This window comes from Saccharopolyspora rosea, assembly GCF_025643595.1.
Taxonomy (GTDB): domain Bacteria; phylum Actinomycetota; class Actinomycetes; order Mycobacteriales; family Pseudonocardiaceae; genus Saccharopolyspora; species Saccharopolyspora rosea.
In genome coordinates this window covers 3,585,551-3,604,619 of record NZ_CP102826.1, presented here as the reverse complement: position 1 = coordinate 3,604,619, position 19,069 = coordinate 3,585,551, and the positions used below count along the sequence as shown (strand labels likewise).

The window sequence follows — 19,069 nt, the reverse complement described above, 5'->3', positions numbered from 1 at the left end:
AGCAGTCATAAGAATGCCTTTCAGAGAAATGTTTGTGACTGTGGGAGTAACGGGGTGCCAATCCCTACCCGCGATATTTCCGTGTGGTCGGAACCTCCGGGGTGCCCCCTCGATTTCCGATGTCTCTACCGTAACGCCGGCACCACGCGAAATGCAACATGACTGGGCCTGTTTTTCGGGGGATTTTGGCGGTCAGTGCTGGAACTCAATCGGTCAACTCAAAGCGCACGGGCCAGTTTTCGCGGTAGATGCTGTGTGTATTGCTTTGCTGGCAGCGCATCTAGTGCCATTTTTAGGCGCAAGACAGAAAGAGGAAGAAGTGCCGCGAACCTCTGAAAAGTACATAACCAAATGCGACGAAGCAAAGGAATTAAGGCCATCAAACACCCGGCCATCCCCACAAACCGTTGCATACCGCTCACCTCTTCCCTCGGTCGTCAACGGATTCCCGTGGGGTACCGAGGCTGGGCGCGCACAGGAAGAGACAGCAGCCCTCTGACCGGCGACAACGTCACACGACGAGGCTTCCTGCTTAAGAGGCAGGTGGACGAGCAGGTGAATGGGCGCATGAACTGGAAGGCGAGTAGGCGGCGGACTATTCGTTACACACCATGATCGCGAGTGTTTCCAATTGGATGATCTTGACCACTTGGTGTATGCGTGATCACTCACTTGAGCAGCAAGGCCGCTCGTGGCCTAGAGCCATAGAGGCTCGGGGATTTCGTCAGCCGACACAATCGAATACACGGCACGGCATCAGGTCGAGGCGAGGTGGTTCTGCGCCATAAAAATAACTCGGCCACGAGCGTTTCTGGTACGAATTATGCATGAGAGTTCGTGGATGAGCGAGAGGGAGCGAGTTCGGAATGGATCAAAGGTCATCGAGGTTTGATCGAGCGAGTCCGGAAGTGACGCTCATGCCCAATGGGGTTTGGGCTCCTCGGATTAGCTGGCGGTGCGGTGTTGTCGTGCTTGCAGGATGCGGGCGAGGTTGAGGGTGTTGGGGTGGGGGCGTTCGCCGATGTCGGCGAGCGTGGTGGTGAGGAGGTGGAGGGTGCGGCTGATGGCGTCGGTGAGGCCGAGTTCGGCTTGGACGCGCATGATGTCGCGGTAGATGGCTTCGTTCTCCGGGTTCAGCAGCCGGGCGTGTTCGAGGAGTTGGAGTTGCCGCTGCGGGTCGCGCCTTCGGTGGTGGGCTGCCATGCCGGTGAGGGCGTCGACGACGGTGCGGTGGGCGGCTTCTCGGGGGCCATCGAGCCACAGGGCTGACATGCCCTCGGCGATCTCCCCGCGAGAGATCGCGGCGATGCGGGACCAGGCGGCGTAGCGGTCGTCGTCGGTGCTGGCGAGGTGTCGGTCGTGCTCGGCTTGGTTGAGGTTCCAGTAGTCGACGGTGACCAGGTCGGGGTTGAGGGAGACGTGCTCGTCGTGCTGGGTGATGAGGTCGGTGGCTTGGTTGTTGGTGGCGTCGGCGAGGGTTTTGCGGATCTGGGATAGCGCGGCGTAGAAGGCGTTGTAGGGGCGGCGTCCCCGAGCCTCGGGCCAGAGCGCTTCGCGTACGGCTGCCCGGGACGTCCCGTTGGGGTGCAGCGCCAGGAACACCAGGAGCGCCTTGTGCTTGGGCGCCAGTGCTGAGGTGAGATCCCGGACGGTGCCGTTGGGCGTGTGCCAGGTGAGGGTCAGTGGGCCGAACACCGACAGGCTCAAGGGGCGGTCCGGCAGCTCGGAGACGCTGTCGGCGGGAGCCACCAGGTCGGTGCCTCTGGGCCACTCAGCACCGTCGGAGACGGGGTGTGGTTCTCCGGTGGCTGACGGCGTGTCCGACGTCGCTACGTGGATTTCGTCTCCAGCAGTGATTTCGCGATCCTGCTCGTCGTCGACCTCGTGTCCGTCCACCTCGGTGTGATCATTGAGGGGAAGGTCCTGTGCGTGGTCGATGTCGTCGACGAGGACCGGCTCGGTGTCCTCGGCGGGATCGGCGGTGTCTGCTGGCGCCACGTTGGTGGTGTCGGTGAGTAGGCCGAGGAGGTCGCGGGTGTCGGAGGCGTTGAGGTGGAACAGTCGGGCGCCACGGAGTTGGCTCACGGCGGGGCTGGTGGCGGTGACGATCCCGTCGGCGCGGACGCGGAGGGTGGCGCCTGCGGGCCAGTGGCCGAGCAGGATGCCCGCCGTCCCGGAAGCGGTCCCGGTGTCGAGGACGGCTTGCAGGCGCTCGTGGGGCCGGTCAATGGTGGCCACGAGAACGATGCCCGGCTCGGAGTCCTGGTGATGGGTACTGTCCGTGGCCTGGTGGTCAGTGAGCACGGTGATGGCCTCGTCGAGGCCGTTCGCAACGCGCAGCCTGGGCGAGGTGGGAGGTTCGTCTCCGATTAGGGCGCGGGCGTCGTTGTGGGGGAGGAGCACGGTGGCGGTCGTGGTGGCCAGCAGGTGCACCAACAGAGCGCGGGCGGTGGCTTCCGCGCCCGCCCCGGTGAGCCCCAGTCCGTGGAGTGCGGCGAGGTTGATGGCGTGGGCGCGGTCGTCGCGGATGCCGACCTGCACGGCGGCATTCTGCTTGGGCTCTTCGGATGCTGCCTCGGGCAAGTCGGTCTCGGTAGAAGGAAGCGCGATCGGCTCGGCGTCGTCGGGGTCGGCTGTGTCCAGGTGTGCTTGGTCGTAGGCCAGTCGGAGCGCGTGGACCGCGGGCGCGGGTGCCGGCGGTGGGGTGCGGTCACCGCTGCCGGGCTGGTAGGCCCGCCTCCGTCGACGCCGCCGGATGACCATCCCCAGTGTCACCGCGGCGGCGAGCGTGGTGGCGACGAGGCCGCCGCTGGTGAGCGTGATGGCGGTGCCCGAGGTCGGAGTGACGGCGTCGGCCGGGGCGTTGTGCTGGTCCGGACCGGCCTCCGGAGGTGGCGGCGCGGGTACGGACGGAGCCGGGTCGACTGAGGGTGTCGGGGGCGGTGGTGGAGGGGTGCGGTCCTCAGCTGGTTCGGGTAGGTGCAGGATCCATCCGGGGCGGACGAGGTGTGGGTCGGTGAGGGTGTCGCCGTCGGGTTGCGGGCGGCCCTGGTTGAGGGCGAAGAGTTCGCGCCAGCGCTGGCCGTTGCCGAGTTCGCGTTCGGCGATGCGCCACAGGCTGTCGTGGACCCCGGCGTGCGGAGGCTGCACGATCATGATGCCGGGTTCACTGGCGGTCGTGTGCTGTACCTGGTTCGTCGTGGGGTGCGGGGTGGGTGCGGGCTGCTCGACCGTGATCGCCGCGGCAGGCTGCACCGGCGCCACAGGTCCGGCCGTGGCGATCGGGGCTCGCGGTGGGAGCAGCCCGAAGACCGCGGTGGCGACGAGCAGGCCGGCCGTAGCGTGGACCGGTCCGATCGCGGTCGGGCGCACTCCGCGCACCGCGTCGGGAAGGCAGCGGGCCACGTCGAGGGCGAAGGTGAGCCAGACCGGCCAGGCGATGCAGGCCAACAGGTCGAGCAGCATCGTGACCGACAGCGGGTTGAGCAGCGAGGCTTCGATCTCATCCGCGGTCGGCAGGTGATCCGGCAGCGGCCAGCCGATGAACGTGACCAATCCCCAGGGCACGCCGATCAGCAGCGCGGCCAGTGCCGCGAGTGCGGCCAGTGCGCCGACCAGCCGCAGGAGTCGGGTGGTGATGCGGACGAGCAGACTCATCCGGCGCCTCCCAGCGCTCCCCGGTCGGGGTGGGCTTGGCCCTCGGCGGACACGGCGATCTCGCCAAGCCCGATTAGGCCCAGGATTTGGGTGCGCTGCTGGGCATCGACGTGCACGCGGACAGTGGTGGCATCGGCGGTGACGGTGCCCGTGGCGCCCACGACGGCGAGATAGCGCCGTGCTGCGGTCTCGGCCGCGCTCGGGTCCAGCCGAGCGTCGCCGCTGGCGCGGTAGGTGGCGAGATCCAGTGCTTGGGCTCCGGCTCGGGCGGCTTCTTGGGCCTGGCCAATGGCCTTGGTTTTCGCGGCCAACGCGAGCCCGCCGTCGAGGACGAGGCCGGCGAACAGCAGACAAGCCGTAGTGATCACGACGACGAACGCCGTCACCCGGCCGCGCTCGTCGTGTGCGAACGCTTGCCACCGGCCGACCATCACGCGCCTCCGGCATCGGTGCCGCGCCACTGGTCCACGACCGACGAGGCGGTGGATTCTGCCGTGGTACTGCCTGGAATGCCCAGCATCGCCAAATCCGAGAGTCCGATGTCGCAGGTCACGGTCACGGTCACGGTGCTGCCGGGCTGCATCCCGGCGAGCGGGGCGAAAACGTCCAGGTGCTGGCAGCGCACCCCAGCCTGGCTGAGTGCGGCCTGCGCGGTGGCGTGTGCGTTGCTGCTGGCCTGGCTGCTGCTGCGGGCCAAGGTCGCCGCGCGGACGGCTTGGTGCGCGGCGTCGTCGACGCGCAGCCGTGCCTCAGCCAGGCGCCCGCAGAAGACCACGAACAACAGCAGGACGATCAACACCGGCACCAGCAGAGTCAGCTCGGTGGCCACCGAACCCCGTTCGTCGCACTGCAGTCGGCACAGCGTCATCCATTGCCTCCCGGGACGACGAACCGCTCACTCGGACCAACCGCCCGGCCCCGCACCGGCAAGTCCAAGAACGGCACGACCGGAGCAGCTTTCCCGGTGATTTCCACAGTGGACTGTTCAGGTCCTCGATTCACGAGGGCGTGCGGATTCTTCAGTGGCCCGGAGCCGAGCTGGGCCAGCGCCGCCGAGGCTTCGGCCTGGCCATCGGCGCTACTGGCACCCTGGACACGTGCGGCCGACAGTGCCTGGGAGGCGGCGGCCTGGGCGATGTGGGTGGCGTGCGCCCAGATCGCGAACTGGGTGATCAGCAGGATCAGCAGCAGCAATGCCGGGACCGCCAGCACCAGCTCGGCGGTCACCGCCCCACGCTCGTCCCGGCGGCACCGTCGTACTACTGCGAGAAGTCGGCGGGCAAGGCGTGTGGTCATCACATGTTGCCCCCGATCTCGTTGGCCTTGCGAGTGACCGCGGCGACGATGATCGCCATCACCGCGATGGCCGCGGCGACCAACAACGCGGTCACGAGCACGGTTTCCGTGGAGTACCCGCGCTCATCAGCCCGGAGGGTGTCGATTCGAGCCCGCGTGGTGGCAATGACAAGCTGGATATAGCTCAACATCAGCGATTCTCCTTTGCGATCTACAGGGAGCCGAGCACGGTGGCCACGGCCGGATAGGCGATGAACAACAAAAACCCGGCGAACAGGCAGATCACCGGCAACGACATCCGCTCCGTGGCGGCCTGCGCCTCACGCTCGGCTTCGGTGAGTTCGTGAGTGCGCATCGCCGCGGCCTTCGCCGCCAGCGAGGCGCGCACCTTGGCGCCTTCGGTGCCGGCCAGCGACACCGAGGACGACAGCTCGATCAGCTCGCGCACGTCCAGTTCCTCGCCGAGCTGGCGCAACGTGTCCCACGGCGTCGCCCGGGTCATCCGGGCCGTCGTCAGCGCACGCCGAATCCGGGCGAACGCCCACCCTTGGCCGATCTCGGCGGCATCGGTCAGCGCGCCGTCGACCCCGGCGCCCCCGGCTAGCGAGACCCGGACCAGGTTCAGGTAGGCGCCGAGCGCGTGGCGAAACGACGTGCGCCTGCGTTCGGCCCGCTGTCGCAAATCCAGGTCAGGCAGGAAAAACCCGCCGACAGCACATGCGAGACCGACGACGGCGGGCACTTGCCATGGCAACCCCACGCCGACCGCCCACAGCAGGAGTGGGAACAGGCTGGGCAGGAGCAAACCGGCGACGGCCAGCACGCCCTTCTCCGCCAACAGCGTCTCCGGTGCTCGTCCAAGTACGAGCAGATCGCGCTGCTGGCGGGGGTGGGGCAGACCGAGTGCGGCCAACGGCCGCACCGCGGGCCGGCCCCATCGGGCAGCCCACCCGCCGGCGTCGATGTCGGTGATCGTGGGTTTGCGGGACGCGGGGATGTGGGTGGCAGCCAGCGCGCTGGCCAGCGACGGCGCGGGTGGCAGCAGCCACACCACCAGCGCCCACAAGCCAACACCGAGCCCGGCACCGAGGAGCGCGACTGTGGTGATCACGAGCGCACCTCCATCCGCGCACGGGCCGCCGTGGGCCGGGTGAGAAAGCGTTCGGGCTCGGACATCCGCGCGATGCGGGCCAGCCAGGCGAACGCGACGGCGAACAACGCACCGACAGCCAAGAGCATGATCTGACCGAAAGCCCCGTCATAGGGGGCGAGGTAACCGCGATTGAGCACCACAAGCCCCGCCGCGAAGATCAACGTGGTCGCGACGATCACGCGGACGCTGGTGCGGGTGCGTGCCCGTCCGGCTTCGACCCGCAGCCGCATGGACACCTGCTCGCGGGCCTCGATCGCCAGCTCTCCCAGCAGCTCCGCGAGCTGGCGAGCCTGGTGCTGCGAAGCGAGGACCAACGCGGAGACCACCAAGTCCGCGGTGGGGTCGGACAGGTCGTCCGCCAGGCCCGCCAGCGCGTCGGGGAGCTTGTCGCCGCGCTCGATGCGCATCGACAGCTCATGAACCTCGTCCCGGATCGCTGTCGGAGCGGTGTCCACAGTGGTCTGAATCGCTTGTTCCAAACCGGCCGCGGCGGACAGGGTGTCCCGCAGCATCTCGGTCCAGGCGGCAACGGCCTCGATCCGGGCCACTCGACGGGCCTGCTCGGAGTCCCGCCCCAGCACCCGCGGCAGCGCCCACACCGCCGCCGCGGTCAGCACGCCACCACTGACCCAGCCGGTGACGAGGGCGACCAGCAGACCGCCGGCCAGGCTGATCACTGCTCGCCGCGCCGAGACCCTGTCCCGGAGCTGACGAAGCTGGTCTCGCCAGCGCGACGGCGTGGCGGGAGCGTGGCCACGGAACGCGAGAACGAGCAGCAGCCCTCCGAGCGCTACGCCGAGCCCGCAGGCCGCGGCCAGCAGGACGGTTCCGGTCATGGCCGCCACCACCCTTCGGGGCGCTCCAGCACGCCTGCGTCGAACCCGGTCTCGGCTAGCCGCTCGACGGTCTCGGTGCGCAACGGCACTCCGGGGACTGCGCGACCGGTCGGGTCGGGGCGGTAGACCTCGTTGGAGATGATCTGCTTCTCGTCGGCATCGACGACTTCGCGGATCGAGGCCACTACCCGGGTCTTGTCGTCGCGCGCCTCGGCCAGGTGCACCACGAAATGCAGCGCCGAGGCCATGAGCAGGTTGGTCGCCTCCAGGCCCAACCGTTCCGGGGACTGGGCGGCGTAGGTGGCGAGCTTGGTGAACGCCCCGCGGGAGGTGGAGGCGTGCAGGGTGGCCATCGACCCGTCGTTGCCCTGGGACATGGCGTTGGCCATCGGCACCAGCTCGGCGCCGCGGACCTCACCCACGATGACCCGGTCCGGGGACATGCGCAGCGCCCACCGCACCAGCTCGGCCTGCGAGATCGCCCCCTCACCCTCGACGTTGGCTTCCCGGGCCTGCATCGCGATCACATCGGGATGGGCCGGGTCGCGGTCGAGGCCCAACTCGAAGTTGTCCTCGATGGTGATCAGTCGCTCACTCGATGGAATTGCCGAAGCGAGCCCGCGCAGCATCGTGGTCTTGCCGATCGCGGTGCCGCCGACCACGAGCACGTTGAACCGGGCGCGCACCATCGCCGACAGCAGCGCTTCCAACCCGGCGTCGATGGTGCCCAGCGAGCGGAGCTGGGCCAGGGTGACTTGTTGGAACCGGTGCCGCCGGATGGACACGCTCGGGCGGCCGGTGACGGCCATGACCGCGAACATCCGCGAGCCGTCCGGCAGCTCCACGTTCACCCCGGGCGAGCCCCGGTCGAAGCGGCGTTCCTCCACTCCGGAGCGCGCGGCCAGCGCCCGCACCAGGTCGATCAGTTCCTCGTCGGAGTCGGCCACCGGCGGCATCTGCGCCCGCCTGCCGTCGGCGTAGCGCACGAAGACGCGGTCGGCTCCGTTGACGTTGATGTTCTCGATGTCCTCGCGGGCCAGCAGCGGTTGCAGGCCGCCCATGCCGAAGATCTCGTCGAGCACCGAGGCCACGACGCGGCGTTCCACCTCGTCGGGCACCAACCCCGCTCCGCTTGGACGGGTCAGCTCCTCATTGGCGTGGGCGTCGGCCGCGTCCGCGGCGAGTCGTTCGGCCAGGGCACGGCGGGTCGGGTGGTCCATCGCGGGGCGGCCGGCCTGCTCATCGGCGCGGAGGCGTTCGGCCAGTCCTTCCGAGACCGCCTGACGTACCCGTGCCCGCAGTGCCGCCGCTCCCGGATGGCCACCGTCGCCTTCGCTGTAGCCGGCCCCTGTTGTGTTTGGCTGCGGTGCGCCGGTCGCATCGAGGAAGCGGTGTGCCTCGGTCGTCATCGCGGCACCTCCCCGTTGTCCGTGGTGGGCGCTGCGGCAGCGACCAGCCCGTCGGAGTGGGTGCGGCCTGCCTGGACGTGGCCGAGCAGCGTGCGATTCAGGCGAGCAGCGGCGCGGCCCAACGCGGACCGATTCGGGGCGCGTCCACGTGGTTGTCCACACAGGATCGACGCGCCTCGTGGATCGTCAGGAAGCGTGGCCATCACTGGGACTCCGAGCTCGCGTTCCACCTCGGTGCGGCTGTGGCCGTCGCCGGCGAGCACCAGTCCCGGCGTGCGGGTCCACGTCGACACCGACTCCAGCAGGGTCGCGACGTGGGACAACTCGTCGGCTCGGGGCCGCGCCAGCACCATCAGCGCGTCCGCCCCGCGCACCAGCGGCAACGCTGGGGACGCCGTATCCCCACGTCCGACATCCACCAGCACCGCGGACTCCGGGGAGCGGGCGGCGGCCCGCAGCGCGGGCAGTCCGCGGGTGGTGAGCACGCCCAACGCGGCTCGCGCTTGCTCGGCTGCCACCGGCCCGGCCACCACGCGCAGCCCACCCGGTAGGCGCTGGGAGTGCTCCGTCACCAGATCCGCCGAGGATTGCCGCCGCGCCGCCGCGGCCAGCGACACCACTCCGGGTGAAGCCGGAAGCCGGAACCGGGCGGTGAGGTCACCGCCCGCTGGGTCGGCCTCCACCACGACCGGGTCACCGCCGGGCCAGCGCGCGGCCATCGCCAACGCCGCCGTGGTCACACCTGGCGAGCCCTTCACCGAACACAACCCGACCAGCATCACTGACCTCCAGCGGGAACGGCGACCAACGACAACTGTCCGGACGGCACCGCGGCCACCTGCCGGGCACTGGTGACCGGCAACTGCAGCGAGACCACCGTGGACTGATCACTGCCCGGCGCTGCGACGCTGGTGACCACCGCCGACCACGGGCCACCGAAGTCCGGGCTCGGAGTCGTGGACGTGCTGCTTTGCGAGCCCGGGACCACGATCACCCAGACCCTGGTACCCGGCGCCAGGTCAGGCGGAAACTGTCCCGGCTTCGCCGCGACGGCCACGATCGCCTGGCCTGCGGGCGGCACCTGTGGCCGGCCGAGCGCGGAGCGGGGAAGCAGGGTCCCCGCCGGCAGGGAGTAGCCGACCGGATGGCCCAGGACCGTCGCCGCCTGGCTGGCGGGCACCAGGTCGGCTCCCGAATCCGGGGACAGCGGGACCTGTCGCAGGTCCTGCGGTGTCAGAAGATCGCCGACGTGCACCGGCCGCGCCAGGACCAGCATCAGTTCCCGATTCCCGACCTGCAGCACGGTGATCACCGCGCCGGACACGCAGATCACCACCAGCAGCACGCCGAGCACCAGGTACGGAACCCGGCGCCGCCCGGTACCGGGCGTGATCCGGGCGGATTCGCCAGGCTTGCGCCCGGCCCAGGAACGGGACGGGGCCGGCGGCCCCTGGGAGGGTTCAGCGGTCGAAGTGGATGTGGACATCGGGCGCCTCCACGGCAATGCGGTACCTGCACCCCATTTCCTGTGGAACAAGGGGTGTGCGATGGGAATCAGGGATTTCGTTCTGTCTCCAGTGGACGAATGAGTCCTAGCGGGGTGTGTTGTTGAGGGCTTGGGCCTCCGCGACCGCGAAACTGGCGGTTGAGGTGGTGGTCAGGTTCGGGAAGGTGCCGCCCGTTCCTGCTCCAGACCAGGTCACCGTCCAGTTCACTGTGGCCGCGACCGGGTACGCGTTGCCCGGCCTGCCCTGCGAGGTGTGGTGGTAGGTGTGGCCGCAGTCGGAGGCGGAGCGCGGGTCGGCGCTGGAGGGGAATGGTGTTCCTGGGCCGGGGCAGGTCACCGTCGACCCGTCACCCATCGACCACGTCACGGAGTTCGGCACCGCCGTCGCCGTCACCGAAACCCCGGGCACGGACGCGGTCGCCGACTGGGGACGCCACTGCGCCGGATCCATCCACAACCACGTGGGCAGATTCACCAACTGGGTCTGCGCGGGGGAGGCGTGGATCTGCGGCGAGGGCAGCCGCAGCTGGCTGTATGCCTGCTGGGCGAGGGTTTCCGGCGAGGGCAGAGGAGCGGGGGTGGGTCCGTTGGGAATCCAGATCGGCGGCCGATACAGCGAATCGCGCCACCCTTGCCCCGAGCACTGGTAGACGTACCATGCTCCGGACTGGCCAGGGGATTGCTGTTGGGGTGCACCTTGGGACAGCAGCGTCGTTCGGTGCACCGCTGGCGTCACGATCAGCGTTCTGGCGGGCTGCGGCGGGTGGTAGGCCACGGTCGCCGTGCCCTGGCTCGGTGGGTGGTAGTCGCTCGGGACGTAGCGGCAGTCGGCCAGGTTGGCATCGCCGAGCATCTGGTCTCCGTTTCCCCGGTGGCCGGGTGCCTCGCCGGAGCCTGACTCGCTGCCCGCGCCGGGACCGGGGCGGTGCGGGCGCGGTGGCGCCTGGCCGGGGTGACCGTCCTGTCCCGCTCCGAGCTGGCAGCCGGCGTAGGAGACGGTGCCGCAATCGACGCCGCCCCAGCCGCTGTCGGCCGCGGCGATTCCGGAACCGGCGAGGAAGATCGTGGACATCGATCCGGCGACCAGCGCTGCGCGTGTCAGCACGAGCCCACCCCCTGTACGGCGAACTGGGTGACGCGCCACGCCCCGTCGGCCTGCCGTTTGACTTCGGCGACGATCGACTGGCGGCCCCCGGGTTTGTCGTCGACGAGCGTGCTGGTTCCCTCCTGGTACTTCAGCCACCGCGTCGAGTCCCCGCAGTCGGAGAGCATCACGGTGCTCGGATCGCTGGCGGGTTCGGCGGAGGTCACGGTCGGGGCGTTTCGGGGCCAGCCGCGGGTGACCACGTGGTTGAAGTGGTCGGTATAGAGGCTGCGCGTGATCGTGGTGAGCGCGTTGTCGGTGGCGTAACGCGCCAGCTCCAGCGAGCGCCAGTCCGAGGTCTCGCCCGCGCGGGCCATCGCCGCCCACATGTTCCGGTACGCCTCGATGGCCTGGCTTTTCGCGACATCCGCAGGTGAGGGCGCCGGTGCTGCTCCCGGAGGCGTTTCGTGGTCGGTCTGCTGCGGTGAGGTCGGTGTCGGTCCCGGGCTCTGGCAGCCGGCCGCGAGCAGCACGACGCCGATGACCGCAGCCGTCACGGTCGGGACGAGCGCTTGGTGTCCGGTGGCGCGCGTCCCGCCGCTGGGTGAGGCTTCGCTGACGAGGAGATCGTTTTCGAAACCGGTGGAGGCGGCGCGGCGGTGTGGGGACTGCACGTTCTCGTGGGAGCAGTCGTCAGCGGCATGGCGAGCGCGCTCGTCGAGTTCGTCGGCTCCGAGCCGGCGCGGCGTCGGCCGGGCCGGCTCGTGGGGATGGCCGTCGCCTCGGTGGTCGCCGCGGCGGTGCTGTGCTGGAGGCACCCGGCGGTCCCCGACGTCGTGGTGTCGGTGGGCTTCGTCGCCGCCGCGGTGCCACTCGCGTGGGAGGACGCGCGCCACCGCCGCCTGCCGAACCGGCTGATGCTGGTCCTGTACGCAACGGTCGCGCTGTCCCTCATCGCGGCCGGGAGCCTCGCACCCGACCCTGCGCTCCGCGCGGTGCTCGGTGCGCTGGGGGCGCTGGTGTTCTTCGCAGCCGTCTACCTTGCTCAGCCCGACGGGCTCGGGGGCGGTGACGTCAAGCTCGCTGGACCGCTGGGAGCAGTCCTGGCCTGGCACGGCTGGCCGTGTTGGGTGGGCGGTCTGTTGCTGGGCTGGTCTGCCGCCGCGCTCGGGCATCTGGTCGTCCGAGCATCCGGACGTCGAAACCCCTTGCCGTTCGGGCCGTTTCTGTTCGCAGCCGCCGTAGTGGCCATGGTGGTCGCGCATCCCGGGGTCTCCGGGCTCGGTACGGGGTGAGGTCACGATCTTCTCCTGATCCGTCGAGGGGCGGGTCGGTGGCCGCGGGGAGACCGAGCGTTCGGGGGAAGGGCGCCCGGTCTCCCCGCAGCGGGCGCAGCGGACTCGTTCGGGGGACGGGGGCAAGTCCGCTGCCGGGCGCGGGTCCTGTCACGGAGGCCGTGAGCACAGAAGACGATTTCGTCGCCTGCTCATCGGCGGCAGGACAAGCCGCGCCCACGTCGAGAGCCGGTATGTCTCAGCGAGCACCCTGCTGTGGCGGTAGGGCAAAGCGCCCGTCAGCCACCATGCGGCTGAGATCGATGAGGTGTCCCCAGCAGGCATTCCGCTCCAGCGCCTGCATGTCCGCCTCCGGGAACGGAGCGGCAGCGTGGTCGACTCCCTGCGCTTGAGCGGTGGTGCGTACCTGGTCGCGGCCGTGCCGTTTCGCGTGTTGGAGGGCAGCATCGGCTGCGAGCACGAGCTGCTCCAGCGAGGATCCTTCGTTCGCGCGACGCACGGTCATCCCGACCGACACCGAGAGGCCGGTCAACACGATCCGGTCGCCGGTCGTGGCCGTCACCGGGACAGCCAGGCCGCTGATCGCCTCCCTGAACGCCTCGGCGCACCTCACCGCACTGGGACCGTCGGCGCACGCCAGCAGGACGAGGAACTCGTCACCGCCGTAGCGGCCGACCAAGCCCTCCTCGCCGACGATGCCACGCAGCGCGTGGGCGGCAGCGGCGAGCACCGCATCGCCGGCGACGTGCCCCCAGACATCGTTGACCCGTTTGAACTGGTCGAGGTCTGTCATCAACAGGGCGACGGATTCTTGGGCGTGGCGCAGTAGCCGGGGCGCTTGCGCCTCCCAGGACCAGCGATCGGCCAGCCCGGTCAGCTTGTCGGCTGCGGAGCACCCGCAGGCGGCACAGCCCCGGTTCGGGGGCGCGGAGTGTGCCTTCATAGTTCGGCCCTCCCGGGTTTACACTGAGGACAAGAAATTGATCTCAATCAGGTTTTTCGTCAGTGGAAGCGCTGGTGAGGCCACCGTAGAGCTGGCGCGAGATCGCTTTCAACTGGAATGAAAACAATCCTCCGGTCGAGTGTTTTTCTGGGTAAAAGCTCGACCATGAGCAGGGGGAACACCATGGTGGACACCGTGAACCGGAGCCTGGCCGACAAGCTCAACCACCTGTTCGCCTCGGTGAAACCCCAAGGCGGACAGGAGTACAGCAACGAGCACGTCGCCTCGGAGATCAGCGCCACCGGGATCACGATCTCGCAGAGCTACATCTGGCAGCTGCGCAAGGGAAAGAAGGACAACCCCACGATCAAGCATCTGCAGGCGCTCGCCGAGTTCTTCGGCGTGCCCGTCGCGTACTTCTTCGATGACGATGTTGCCGATCGCATCGATCGCCAGCTGGAACAGCTGCAAGCGGAGCAGCAGCGGCTGGCCCAGCTGGCCGAGACTGACGAGGCTAAGATCATCGCCACGCGCGCGGGCGAACTTTCCCCGGCGCGACGCCAACAGGTGATGGATCTTCTCGACGTCGTCTACCAGCTCGAAAAGCGGGAGCGCGAGAACGAACGACGCGACACCGAGCGGTGACCGGTGTACTGGGGAGGAGTGATCCAGGTGAGTCGGCTCGGGCAGCGAAAGCTGCGTGCGCGGTGTCGGCGGCTCCTGCGCGACCTGGACGTCCGGCCACCGTTCGATGTCGAGTCCTTGTGCGATGCCTACGGACGGCTGCGGGGCCGCCGAATCCAACTCGTGAGCCAGCCGATCGCCCTGCCCGGACCGTTCGGATTCTGGGCTGCTGGGCGTCACGTCGACTACGTCGTGTACCAGAGCGAAACCACGAAAGCCCACCAGGACCACATCATCGTTCACGAGCTGGGACACATGATGGCCGGCCACACCCCGGACATGCCGTTCGACGCCCCGGACGAGCCCGACGTCGATTACGCGGACATCTTCCCCGACCTGGACCCCGACGTGGTGCGTCGTGTCCTGCGCCGCACCGTCTACGACGACCAGAAGGAGCACGAAGCCGAGATCGCGGCCACGACCGTGCTGGACTGGGCCAGCGCCGCCAATCGCCTCGCGGCACGTCCCTCAGGAGCCACGGACACCGACCGGATCCAGACCTCGCTCGCCGACAGGTTGGGGTGGCTATGACGCCATTGCTGATCGCCTATGGACTGGCGGCCTGTGTTGCCCTGGTCTGGACGGTCGTGCGGCTCGTGCACAAGCCCTACGCCGCTCCACTGTGGTCACTCACCGTCCTCGTCGCCTGCTGGGCAATCGCCTTTCCCTTCGGGATCGTTGCCGACAGGCAGGCCACCGTGGTGGGACTGACCCCGATGGCAAGCCGCGCGATCCAGCACTCCCTGCTGCTCGTCGGCGTGAACGGTCTCATCGGGTTCTTCGTCTTCTCCGCGCTTCCCATCCGCCGCGGTGCCATCCGAAGTGCCCAGCTGGCGATCCCGCTAGCGATCGCGATCGCCGTGCTCGTCGGGTCGGCTGTGATGACGCCACCGGGCGTGCCGACACGGGACCGCACCGTGCCCAGTGTGGCGACGCTCTACCTGACCGCGGACTGCTATATGGCGTTCGGTTTCGCCGCCGCGGGGTTCTGGGCGCTGGCCGCTGCCCGCAGAACCGATGCACGCGTGGCGCGCGGGTTGCGCATCAGCGCCGTCGGCCTTGCCGGGCTCGTGATCGCCAACTGCCTGTTCGTGCCAGCCATCCTGCTGCGGTTGAACAACGCCCTCGACGCGCTCCACGACCCGTCCGGCACAGCCGAAACCCAGCTCGGTTGGATCGGATCGGTGTTCTTCCTGCTGCCCGGCATCGTCGTCTTCCTCGCGGGCGTCACCTATCCCGCGCTGGCGCAACGCGTCGCTGCACTACGCCTGTGGCGCGAACACCGCCAAGCCGACCGGGAGATTACGCCACTGTGGACGATGCTCATGCAGACCTTCCCGGAACACCGCCTGGAACGACTGACCGGCCGCTCCTGGCGCGAGGCGCTGAGTCCTCTCGCAACGCACCAGCGTTTCTACCGGCACGTCATCGAATGCCGTGACGCTTTGGTACGTCTCAGCCCGTACCTGGCCGAGGTGGACACCGACGACCCCGACACGCTCGCCGCCCACCTTCCCGACGCGATCCGCGCTTACACCCACGACGATCCGCACACCAGCCGGTCGGCCGCCGTGATCGCACCACCCACCGAGCCCACACTCGACGGTGACGCCCGCGCGCTCATCGCCCTGGCCCGCTCCCTGAAGCAGCGCGCACCCACGTCGTAGGCGGAGGGGCGTTGTTCACCGGTCGAAGAAGGCGGCGCTTCGGCGGGCCTCCTCCTCGGTCGCAGGGCGGCGTCGCTGCTCGTAGCAACCGAACGCCTCCTCCGGGTTGGTGGAGGATCGCAGGGATTCGGCGAGCACGAGTGCGTCGTTGAGGGCTTGGGAGGCGCCTTGTCCGGTGGCGGGGTCGGCGGCGTGTGCGGCATCGCCGAGCAGCACCGTGCGAGCGTTGTACCACACCGGGGTGCTGGCGTGCTCGGTCGAGGTGAGGTCGTAGACGTGGACGCCCACGACCCGGTCGACCTCCGTCGCGCGGACGATCTCCGCTGCGGGAGTCCGGTCGCCCGCGACCGCGTCGAGCACCCGCTGTTGCCACCCGGCGGCTGTCGACACCGGCGGGGTAGCGGGCACGCGGGCGAACCACCACCCGGTGCCGTCCGGGCCGGTCTTGTAGCCGAGCAGCGCGTGGCGCCCCCGGCAGAACCGCACGGTGCCTGTCGGCGGCGGGTCGGTGAGGTCCACACCGAATCCGAAAACCGACGCCCGAGCGGCACGCCGGGGTGCAGGGGCGTCCGGGTTGAGCAGGGCGCGGGTGCGTGACCACACACCGTCCGCGCCGATGAGGAGGTCTGCCTCGACGGTGCTGCCGTCGGCGAACTCGGCGACTACCCCAGCGGGCGTGCTGCTCGCGTCGGCCAGCTGCTTGCCGTGGAACACGGGAATCCCGCGGCGAGCGCATTCCTCGCGCAGTCCCGCCACCAAATCCGAACGGGTCAGGGTGAACGGCGGCGGCCCCTGGCCGTGGAAGCTGGAGCGGCGCACGAGCGTGCCGTCCGCGTCGATGACCTCGACGCCACCGGCGGTCACGCCGTATCGACGGGTCGCCTCGTCGGCGCCGAGGCAATGCAGCGCCTGGACCCCGTTGGGCATGATCGTCAGAAACGCCCCTAGACCCTCAGCAGCGCTCGGGCGGGCTTCGTACACCGCCGCCTCGACACCGACCTGGGACAACGCCAACGCCGCCGCACACCCCGCGACCCCAGCACCGACGATCACCGCCTTCATGGAACCGATTCTCCACGACAAGACAACGCCCGCTCGGGCACTGCTGGAGCCGTGGTGCGCGCACAGCACGAGACCGCGATTGACCGTTGACCGAGCCCAGGTGCTTACCGGGTTGGTCGTAGCTCACCGGTGCCCGCGCCGACCTTCCAGGACCGCGCCGTCTGGTGGAAGCCGTTCACCGAGCCAGGAGAACCAGTCCTGCGGGTTCGTGCCGTAGGCGTGCAAGGCGATGCGCGCGGTCAGGTTGCCGCTCGTAGTCGCGTACTGGCTAATGGCATGGGCTGACGGCGTCGAAGACATCACCACGGCCGTAAGGGTTCAGCGGGCCGGGTTCTCTCGATTCAGGTGACGCTGGCGGCTTCTTCGAGGTGCCCTCGGAGCCGGAGGTTTCCAGCGTGAGGGCGATGGCGAGTCCGATCCCGGAGTTGGCGATTGTCGCGGCGCAGCTTGCATTGCGTGCCACAGCCTGTCGCGCTCGTACTTGCCGAGCCAGGCATGGGCGACGTCGTTGTGCGAGCGGCGTTAGCTGGCGTAGTCCTCGATGTCGCAGCCGTCGAGGTTGAACTGGCGCAGCAGGGCCAGGGCGCGGTCGGAGACCACCAGCGATGCTTCCGCGTCGGTGCCGAGGTCGTCCTGGCCAGCGGTGCCGGTGACGTGCAGCCATCGGAAGTTCGGGAACGCCTGGATCCCAGCACTGTCGCGGATTTCTTCGGCTTCGGGTTCCGTCGTGATCTCGGCATCGCGGAGCTCGAATGTTCCCAAGCCCGAGGCTGCCAGTGCTTCGGCGAGCCGCTCGGTGACGAGGACCACGGGAAACCGTTCGATGAGGTCGGCTCCGGTCCAGGCGTCGATCACGAAGTGCAGATGTTGCACCCTTGGCGGGTGCACGGACGTGTCCAGCGACGTGTTCTCGCCGAGGTCACCGGCTGCGTCGCCGCGAACCAGGTGGAATGCCATGTCACCTCACCGGTGGGTTGAATCGATGACCGTATTTGTTGTCGATATGCGTTGCGAAGTCTAACAGCTGTTCTTTGGTCGCGTTAGGGTGGCTTCGGTAGAAGGAATCCCATTCTTTGCGGATCGCTTTCAGATGCAGCGTTGAGTTTTCCTCTTTTGGGATTCCTCGGAGGTTGTCGTAGGAGTGCATCTCGGCCAATGACAGGTCGGCGTCGGGGTAGCGCTTGGCTGCGCTTTGTTCGACGGCGTGGTGGACCACGACCTTGCCTTCGAGCTCGGGGTGGTTTTCGAAGAAGGTCTTGCGGTAGTCCTTGCGGATCGCGCGGCCCAGCTGTGCGGGTGCGTGACCGGCTGCTTTGGCGGCCTCGGCGGCTTCGCCGACAGCCTTGGTGACCTTGCTGGCCCCGGCGCCCCAACCGAGGAAGGGGATCGCCGCCGCGGCTGACAAGCCGGCGTCGACGGTTTTGCCTTCCGCGGCGTACCAGGCGGCGTTGGTCAGGTCCGCGATATCGCCGATTCCCGGGACGAACCCGGCGAGGTCGAGGACACCGTGGGCTGCTTGTGCGACCGTGCTGTCGGCTTGCGGTGGGGTGAGTCCCTGCAGAGCCTGGGCGGTTTCCGCGGCGACCTTAGCCAGTTGTTGGCGCGCCCGCTGCAGCATGTCCCGAGCAGCTTGTCGGGTCGGTTCGCCGGGGTCATTGAACGGCGCCGCCGTCCCGGGCCTGTCGGCCGAACCTTCCTGGTTCGCTGCGACGATCGCCTGCTCATGGGCTGCCTGTGCTTGGCGGGTTTGCTGCTGCCCTTGGTTCCACAGCGCGATCGCTTCTGCGGCCTGCTCTTGTGCGTACCGCAACGTGCCGGCGTAGATGTCGAGGACCTGCGCGGCCGTTTCGAGCGCGTCACCGAGGTCATACCACTTCGTCGGTTCGTAGCTGAAGCTCTCGCGGAACGCCTCGGCCGCTTTCCCGGTCCAGGCGCCGGTATCGATCGCACGCAGTGCGACCGCGATGTCCACCGCTTCGCGCGCCCGCCGCGACAGCACACGGACGTTGACATCCAGGGTTTCCGGCGTGCCTTCAACGAGCTCCTTCGGGTTCTGCGCCTGCCCGAGCTCAGCCATCGGCCGCTTCCACGGCCGGGTCCTGGTCCAGTGCCGAGGCGGCGGCCGCGTCGGCCCGTCGGTAGGACGACGCGGAGGCTGCGAGCGCATCAGCGATCTCCCGCCCATTCTCGACGAGCTCGTCGAGTGTCTCGCTCCACCGAGTGCAGAAGGCACTCAACGCTGCCTGCAGCTCCTCGTTGCCGTACTCGCGTGCTTCACCGGGAACCGAGCTCAGCTCGCGGCCGTCCTGATCCCGAACCGCAGCCCGGATCTTCCCAGCCGCCTCCTCAAGCACCTCGATCTCGACATGGAAGCCCGCCCCGTCCAGGGCCATTCCGCCTCCTTCGCATCCCCCAATAGAGATCGCCGAGCAGAGCGAGGCTAACGCATCGCTTCGACCGAACCAGCACAAATCCG

General features: G+C 68.8%; 21 protein-coding genes. 4 read left to right on the top strand and 17 right to left on the bottom strand.

The genetic code is table 11. From position 1 onward, the window contains the following. Window positions 1-945: 945 nt before the first annotated feature. The 12 genes from NV263_RS16820 to NV263_RS16765 all read right to left on the bottom strand — a co-directional run bounded on the left by NV263_RS16820 (window position 946) and on the right by NV263_RS16765 (window position 11,499). Complete coding sequence (locus tag NV263_RS16820) at window positions 946-3,657, bottom strand: hypothetical protein (protein WP_263247257.1); 2,712 nt, start codon at window positions 3,655-3,657, stop codon at window positions 946-948. Continuing rightward, window positions 3,654-4,088 carry a pilus assembly protein TadG-related protein gene (locus NV263_RS16815; RefSeq protein WP_263247256.1) on the bottom strand — a complete coding sequence of 145 codons (435 nt, stop codon included), beginning with the start codon at window positions 4,086-4,088 and terminating at the stop codon, window positions 3,654-3,656. The genes NV263_RS16820 and NV263_RS16815 overlap by 4 nt, the downstream gene beginning before the upstream one ends. After that, window positions 4,088-4,486 (bottom strand): TadE/TadG family type IV pilus assembly protein, encoded by a 399-nt coding sequence (locus NV263_RS16810; protein ID WP_263247255.1) that lies wholly within the window; start codon window positions 4,484-4,486, stop codon window positions 4,088-4,090. The genes NV263_RS16815 and NV263_RS16810 overlap by 1 nt, the downstream gene beginning before the upstream one ends. 35 nt (window positions 4,487-4,521) lie before the next feature. Next, window positions 4,522-4,884, bottom strand: coding sequence for a TadE/TadG family type IV pilus assembly protein (locus NV263_RS16805; RefSeq protein ID WP_263247254.1), 363 nt, complete (start codon window positions 4,882-4,884; stop codon window positions 4,522-4,524). Window positions 4,885-4,952: 68 nt separating this feature from the next. After that, window positions 4,953-5,144, bottom strand: coding sequence for a hypothetical protein (locus NV263_RS16800; protein WP_263247253.1), 192 nt, complete (start codon window positions 5,142-5,144; stop codon window positions 4,953-4,955). 20 nt (window positions 5,145-5,164) lie between these two features. Further along, window positions 5,165-6,061 (bottom strand): type II secretion system F family protein, encoded by an 897-nt coding sequence (locus NV263_RS16795; RefSeq protein WP_380759918.1) that lies wholly within the window; start codon window positions 6,059-6,061, stop codon window positions 5,165-5,167. Continuing rightward, the gene (locus NV263_RS16790; RefSeq protein ID WP_263247251.1) at window positions 6,061-6,942 is read right to left on the bottom strand and encodes a type II secretion system F family protein; all 882 of its coding nucleotides are present in this window, start codon (window positions 6,940-6,942) and stop codon (window positions 6,061-6,063) included. The genes NV263_RS16795 and NV263_RS16790 overlap by 1 nt, the downstream gene beginning before the upstream one ends. Next, window positions 6,939-8,351: a CpaF family protein gene (locus NV263_RS16785; protein WP_263247250.1), complete on the bottom strand. Its 1,413-nt coding sequence runs from the start codon at window positions 8,349-8,351 to the stop codon at window positions 6,939-6,941. The genes NV263_RS16790 and NV263_RS16785 overlap by 4 nt, the downstream gene beginning before the upstream one ends. Continuing rightward, entirely contained in the window at window positions 8,348-9,130 is a 783-nt protein-coding gene (locus NV263_RS16780; protein WP_263247249.1) for a P-loop NTPase family protein, read from the bottom strand. The genes NV263_RS16785 and NV263_RS16780 overlap by 4 nt, the downstream gene beginning before the upstream one ends. After that, window positions 9,130-9,837: a hypothetical protein gene (locus NV263_RS16775; RefSeq protein WP_263247248.1), complete on the bottom strand. Its 708-nt coding sequence runs from the start codon at window positions 9,835-9,837 to the stop codon at window positions 9,130-9,132. Before NV263_RS16775 ends, NV263_RS16780 begins: the two co-directional genes overlap by 1 nt. A gap of 106 nt (window positions 9,838-9,943) precedes the next feature. Next, entirely contained in the window at window positions 9,944-10,963 is a 1,020-nt protein-coding gene (locus tag NV263_RS16770; protein WP_263247247.1) for a hypothetical protein, read from the bottom strand. Then, entirely contained in the window at window positions 10,957-11,499 is a 543-nt protein-coding gene (locus NV263_RS16765; protein WP_263247246.1) for a hypothetical protein, read from the bottom strand. Before NV263_RS16765 ends, NV263_RS16770 begins: the two co-directional genes overlap by 7 nt. Window positions 11,500-11,622: 123 nt before the next feature. On the opposite strand from NV263_RS16765, the gene NV263_RS16760 reads away from it, so the two are divergent. Then, a complete protein-coding gene (locus tag NV263_RS16760; protein WP_263247245.1) occupies window positions 11,623-12,237 on the top strand; it encodes a prepilin peptidase in 615 nt (204 codons plus the stop codon). Window positions 12,238-12,475: 238 nt separating this feature from the next. On the opposite strand, the gene NV263_RS16755 is transcribed toward NV263_RS16760, so the two are convergent. Beyond that, window positions 12,476-13,180, bottom strand: a complete 705-nt coding sequence (locus NV263_RS16755) for a GGDEF domain-containing protein (protein ID WP_263247244.1) — start codon at window positions 13,178-13,180, stop codon at window positions 12,476-12,478. Window positions 13,181-13,363: 183 nt separating this feature from the next. Here NV263_RS16755 and NV263_RS16750 point away from each other — a divergent pair, with 183 nt between their 5' ends. From NV263_RS16750 to NV263_RS16740, 3 genes are all read left to right on the top strand, one after another. Beyond that, entirely contained in the window at window positions 13,364-13,825 is a 462-nt protein-coding gene (locus NV263_RS16750; RefSeq protein ID WP_263247243.1) for a helix-turn-helix domain-containing protein, read from the top strand. Between the two features lie 162 nt (window positions 13,826-13,987). Next, the gene (locus NV263_RS16745) at window positions 13,988-14,395 is read left to right on the top strand and encodes a hypothetical protein (RefSeq protein ID WP_263247241.1); all 408 of its coding nucleotides are present in this window, start codon (window positions 13,988-13,990) and stop codon (window positions 14,393-14,395) included. Then, the gene (locus NV263_RS16740; protein ID WP_263247240.1) at window positions 14,392-15,531 is read left to right on the top strand and encodes an MAB_1171c family putative transporter; all 1,140 of its coding nucleotides are present in this window, start codon (window positions 14,392-14,394) and stop codon (window positions 15,529-15,531) included. Before NV263_RS16745 ends, NV263_RS16740 begins: the two co-directional genes overlap by 4 nt. Window positions 15,532-15,546: 15 nt before the next feature. Here the strand turns inward: NV263_RS16740 and NV263_RS16735 are convergent, their stop codons facing one another. The 4 genes from NV263_RS16735 to NV263_RS16720 form a co-directional block, all read right to left on the bottom strand. After that, the gene (locus NV263_RS16735) at window positions 15,547-16,593 is read right to left on the bottom strand and encodes an FAD-dependent oxidoreductase (RefSeq protein WP_263247238.1); all 1,047 of its coding nucleotides are present in this window, start codon (window positions 16,591-16,593) and stop codon (window positions 15,547-15,549) included. A gap of 522 nt (window positions 16,594-17,115) precedes the next feature. Then, window positions 17,116-17,448, bottom strand: a complete 333-nt coding sequence (locus tag NV263_RS16730) for a hypothetical protein (protein ID WP_263247237.1) — start codon at window positions 17,446-17,448, stop codon at window positions 17,116-17,118. Between the two features lie 103 nt (window positions 17,449-17,551). Next, on the bottom strand, window positions 17,552-18,670 hold the full coding sequence (locus NV263_RS16725; RefSeq protein ID WP_263247236.1) for a putative T7SS-secreted protein: 1,119 nt from the start codon (window positions 18,668-18,670) through the stop codon (window positions 17,552-17,554). Beyond that, window positions 18,663-18,986, bottom strand: a complete 324-nt coding sequence (locus NV263_RS16720) for a type VII secretion target (protein ID WP_263247235.1) — start codon at window positions 18,984-18,986, stop codon at window positions 18,663-18,665. Before NV263_RS16720 ends, NV263_RS16725 begins: the two co-directional genes overlap by 8 nt. Window positions 18,987-19,069: the final 83 nt, after the last annotated feature.

What these genes read in the sequence shown, in the direction of transcription:
- NV263_RS16820 (WP_263247257.1), bottom strand. Translation starts at nt 3,657, where the DNA reads ATGAGTCTGCTCGTCCGCATCACCACCCGACTCCTGCGGCTGGTCGGC.
- NV263_RS16815 (WP_263247256.1), bottom strand. Translation starts at nt 4,088, where the DNA reads ATGGTCGGCCGGTGGCAAGCGTTCGCACACGACGAGCGCGGCCGGGTG.
- NV263_RS16800 (WP_263247253.1), bottom strand. Translation starts at nt 5,144, where the DNA reads ATGTTGAGCTATATCCAGCTTGTCATTGCCACCACGCGGGCTCGAATC.
- NV263_RS16790 (WP_263247251.1), bottom strand. Translation starts at nt 6,942, where the DNA reads ATGACCGGAACCGTCCTGCTGGCCGCGGCCTGCGGGCTCGGCGTAGCG.
- NV263_RS16785 (WP_263247250.1), bottom strand. Translation starts at nt 8,351, where the DNA reads ATGACGACCGAGGCACACCGCTTCCTCGATGCGACCGGCGCACCGCAG.
- NV263_RS16780 (WP_263247249.1), bottom strand. Translation starts at nt 9,130, where the DNA reads ATGCTGGTCGGGTTGTGTTCGGTGAAGGGCTCGCCAGGTGTGACCACG.
- NV263_RS16775 (WP_263247248.1), bottom strand. Translation starts at nt 9,837, where the DNA reads ATGTCCACATCCACTTCGACCGCTGAACCCTCCCAGGGGCCGCCGGCC.
- NV263_RS16755 (WP_263247244.1), bottom strand. Translation starts at nt 13,180, where the DNA reads ATGAAGGCACACTCCGCGCCCCCGAACCGGGGCTGTGCCGCCTGCGGG.
- NV263_RS16750 (WP_263247243.1), top strand. Translation starts at nt 13,364, where the DNA reads ATGGTGGACACCGTGAACCGGAGCCTGGCCGACAAGCTCAACCACCTG.
- NV263_RS16740 (WP_263247240.1), top strand. Translation starts at nt 14,392, where the DNA reads ATGACGCCATTGCTGATCGCCTATGGACTGGCGGCCTGTGTTGCCCTG.
- NV263_RS16735 (WP_263247238.1), bottom strand. Translation starts at nt 16,593, where the DNA reads ATGAAGGCGGTGATCGTCGGTGCTGGGGTCGCGGGGTGTGCGGCGGCG.
- NV263_RS16725 (WP_263247236.1), bottom strand. Translation starts at nt 18,670, where the DNA reads ATGGCTGAGCTCGGGCAGGCGCAGAACCCGAAGGAGCTCGTTGAAGGC.
- NV263_RS16720 (WP_263247235.1), bottom strand. Translation starts at nt 18,986, where the DNA reads ATGGCCCTGGACGGGGCGGGCTTCCATGTCGAGATCGAGGTGCTTGAG.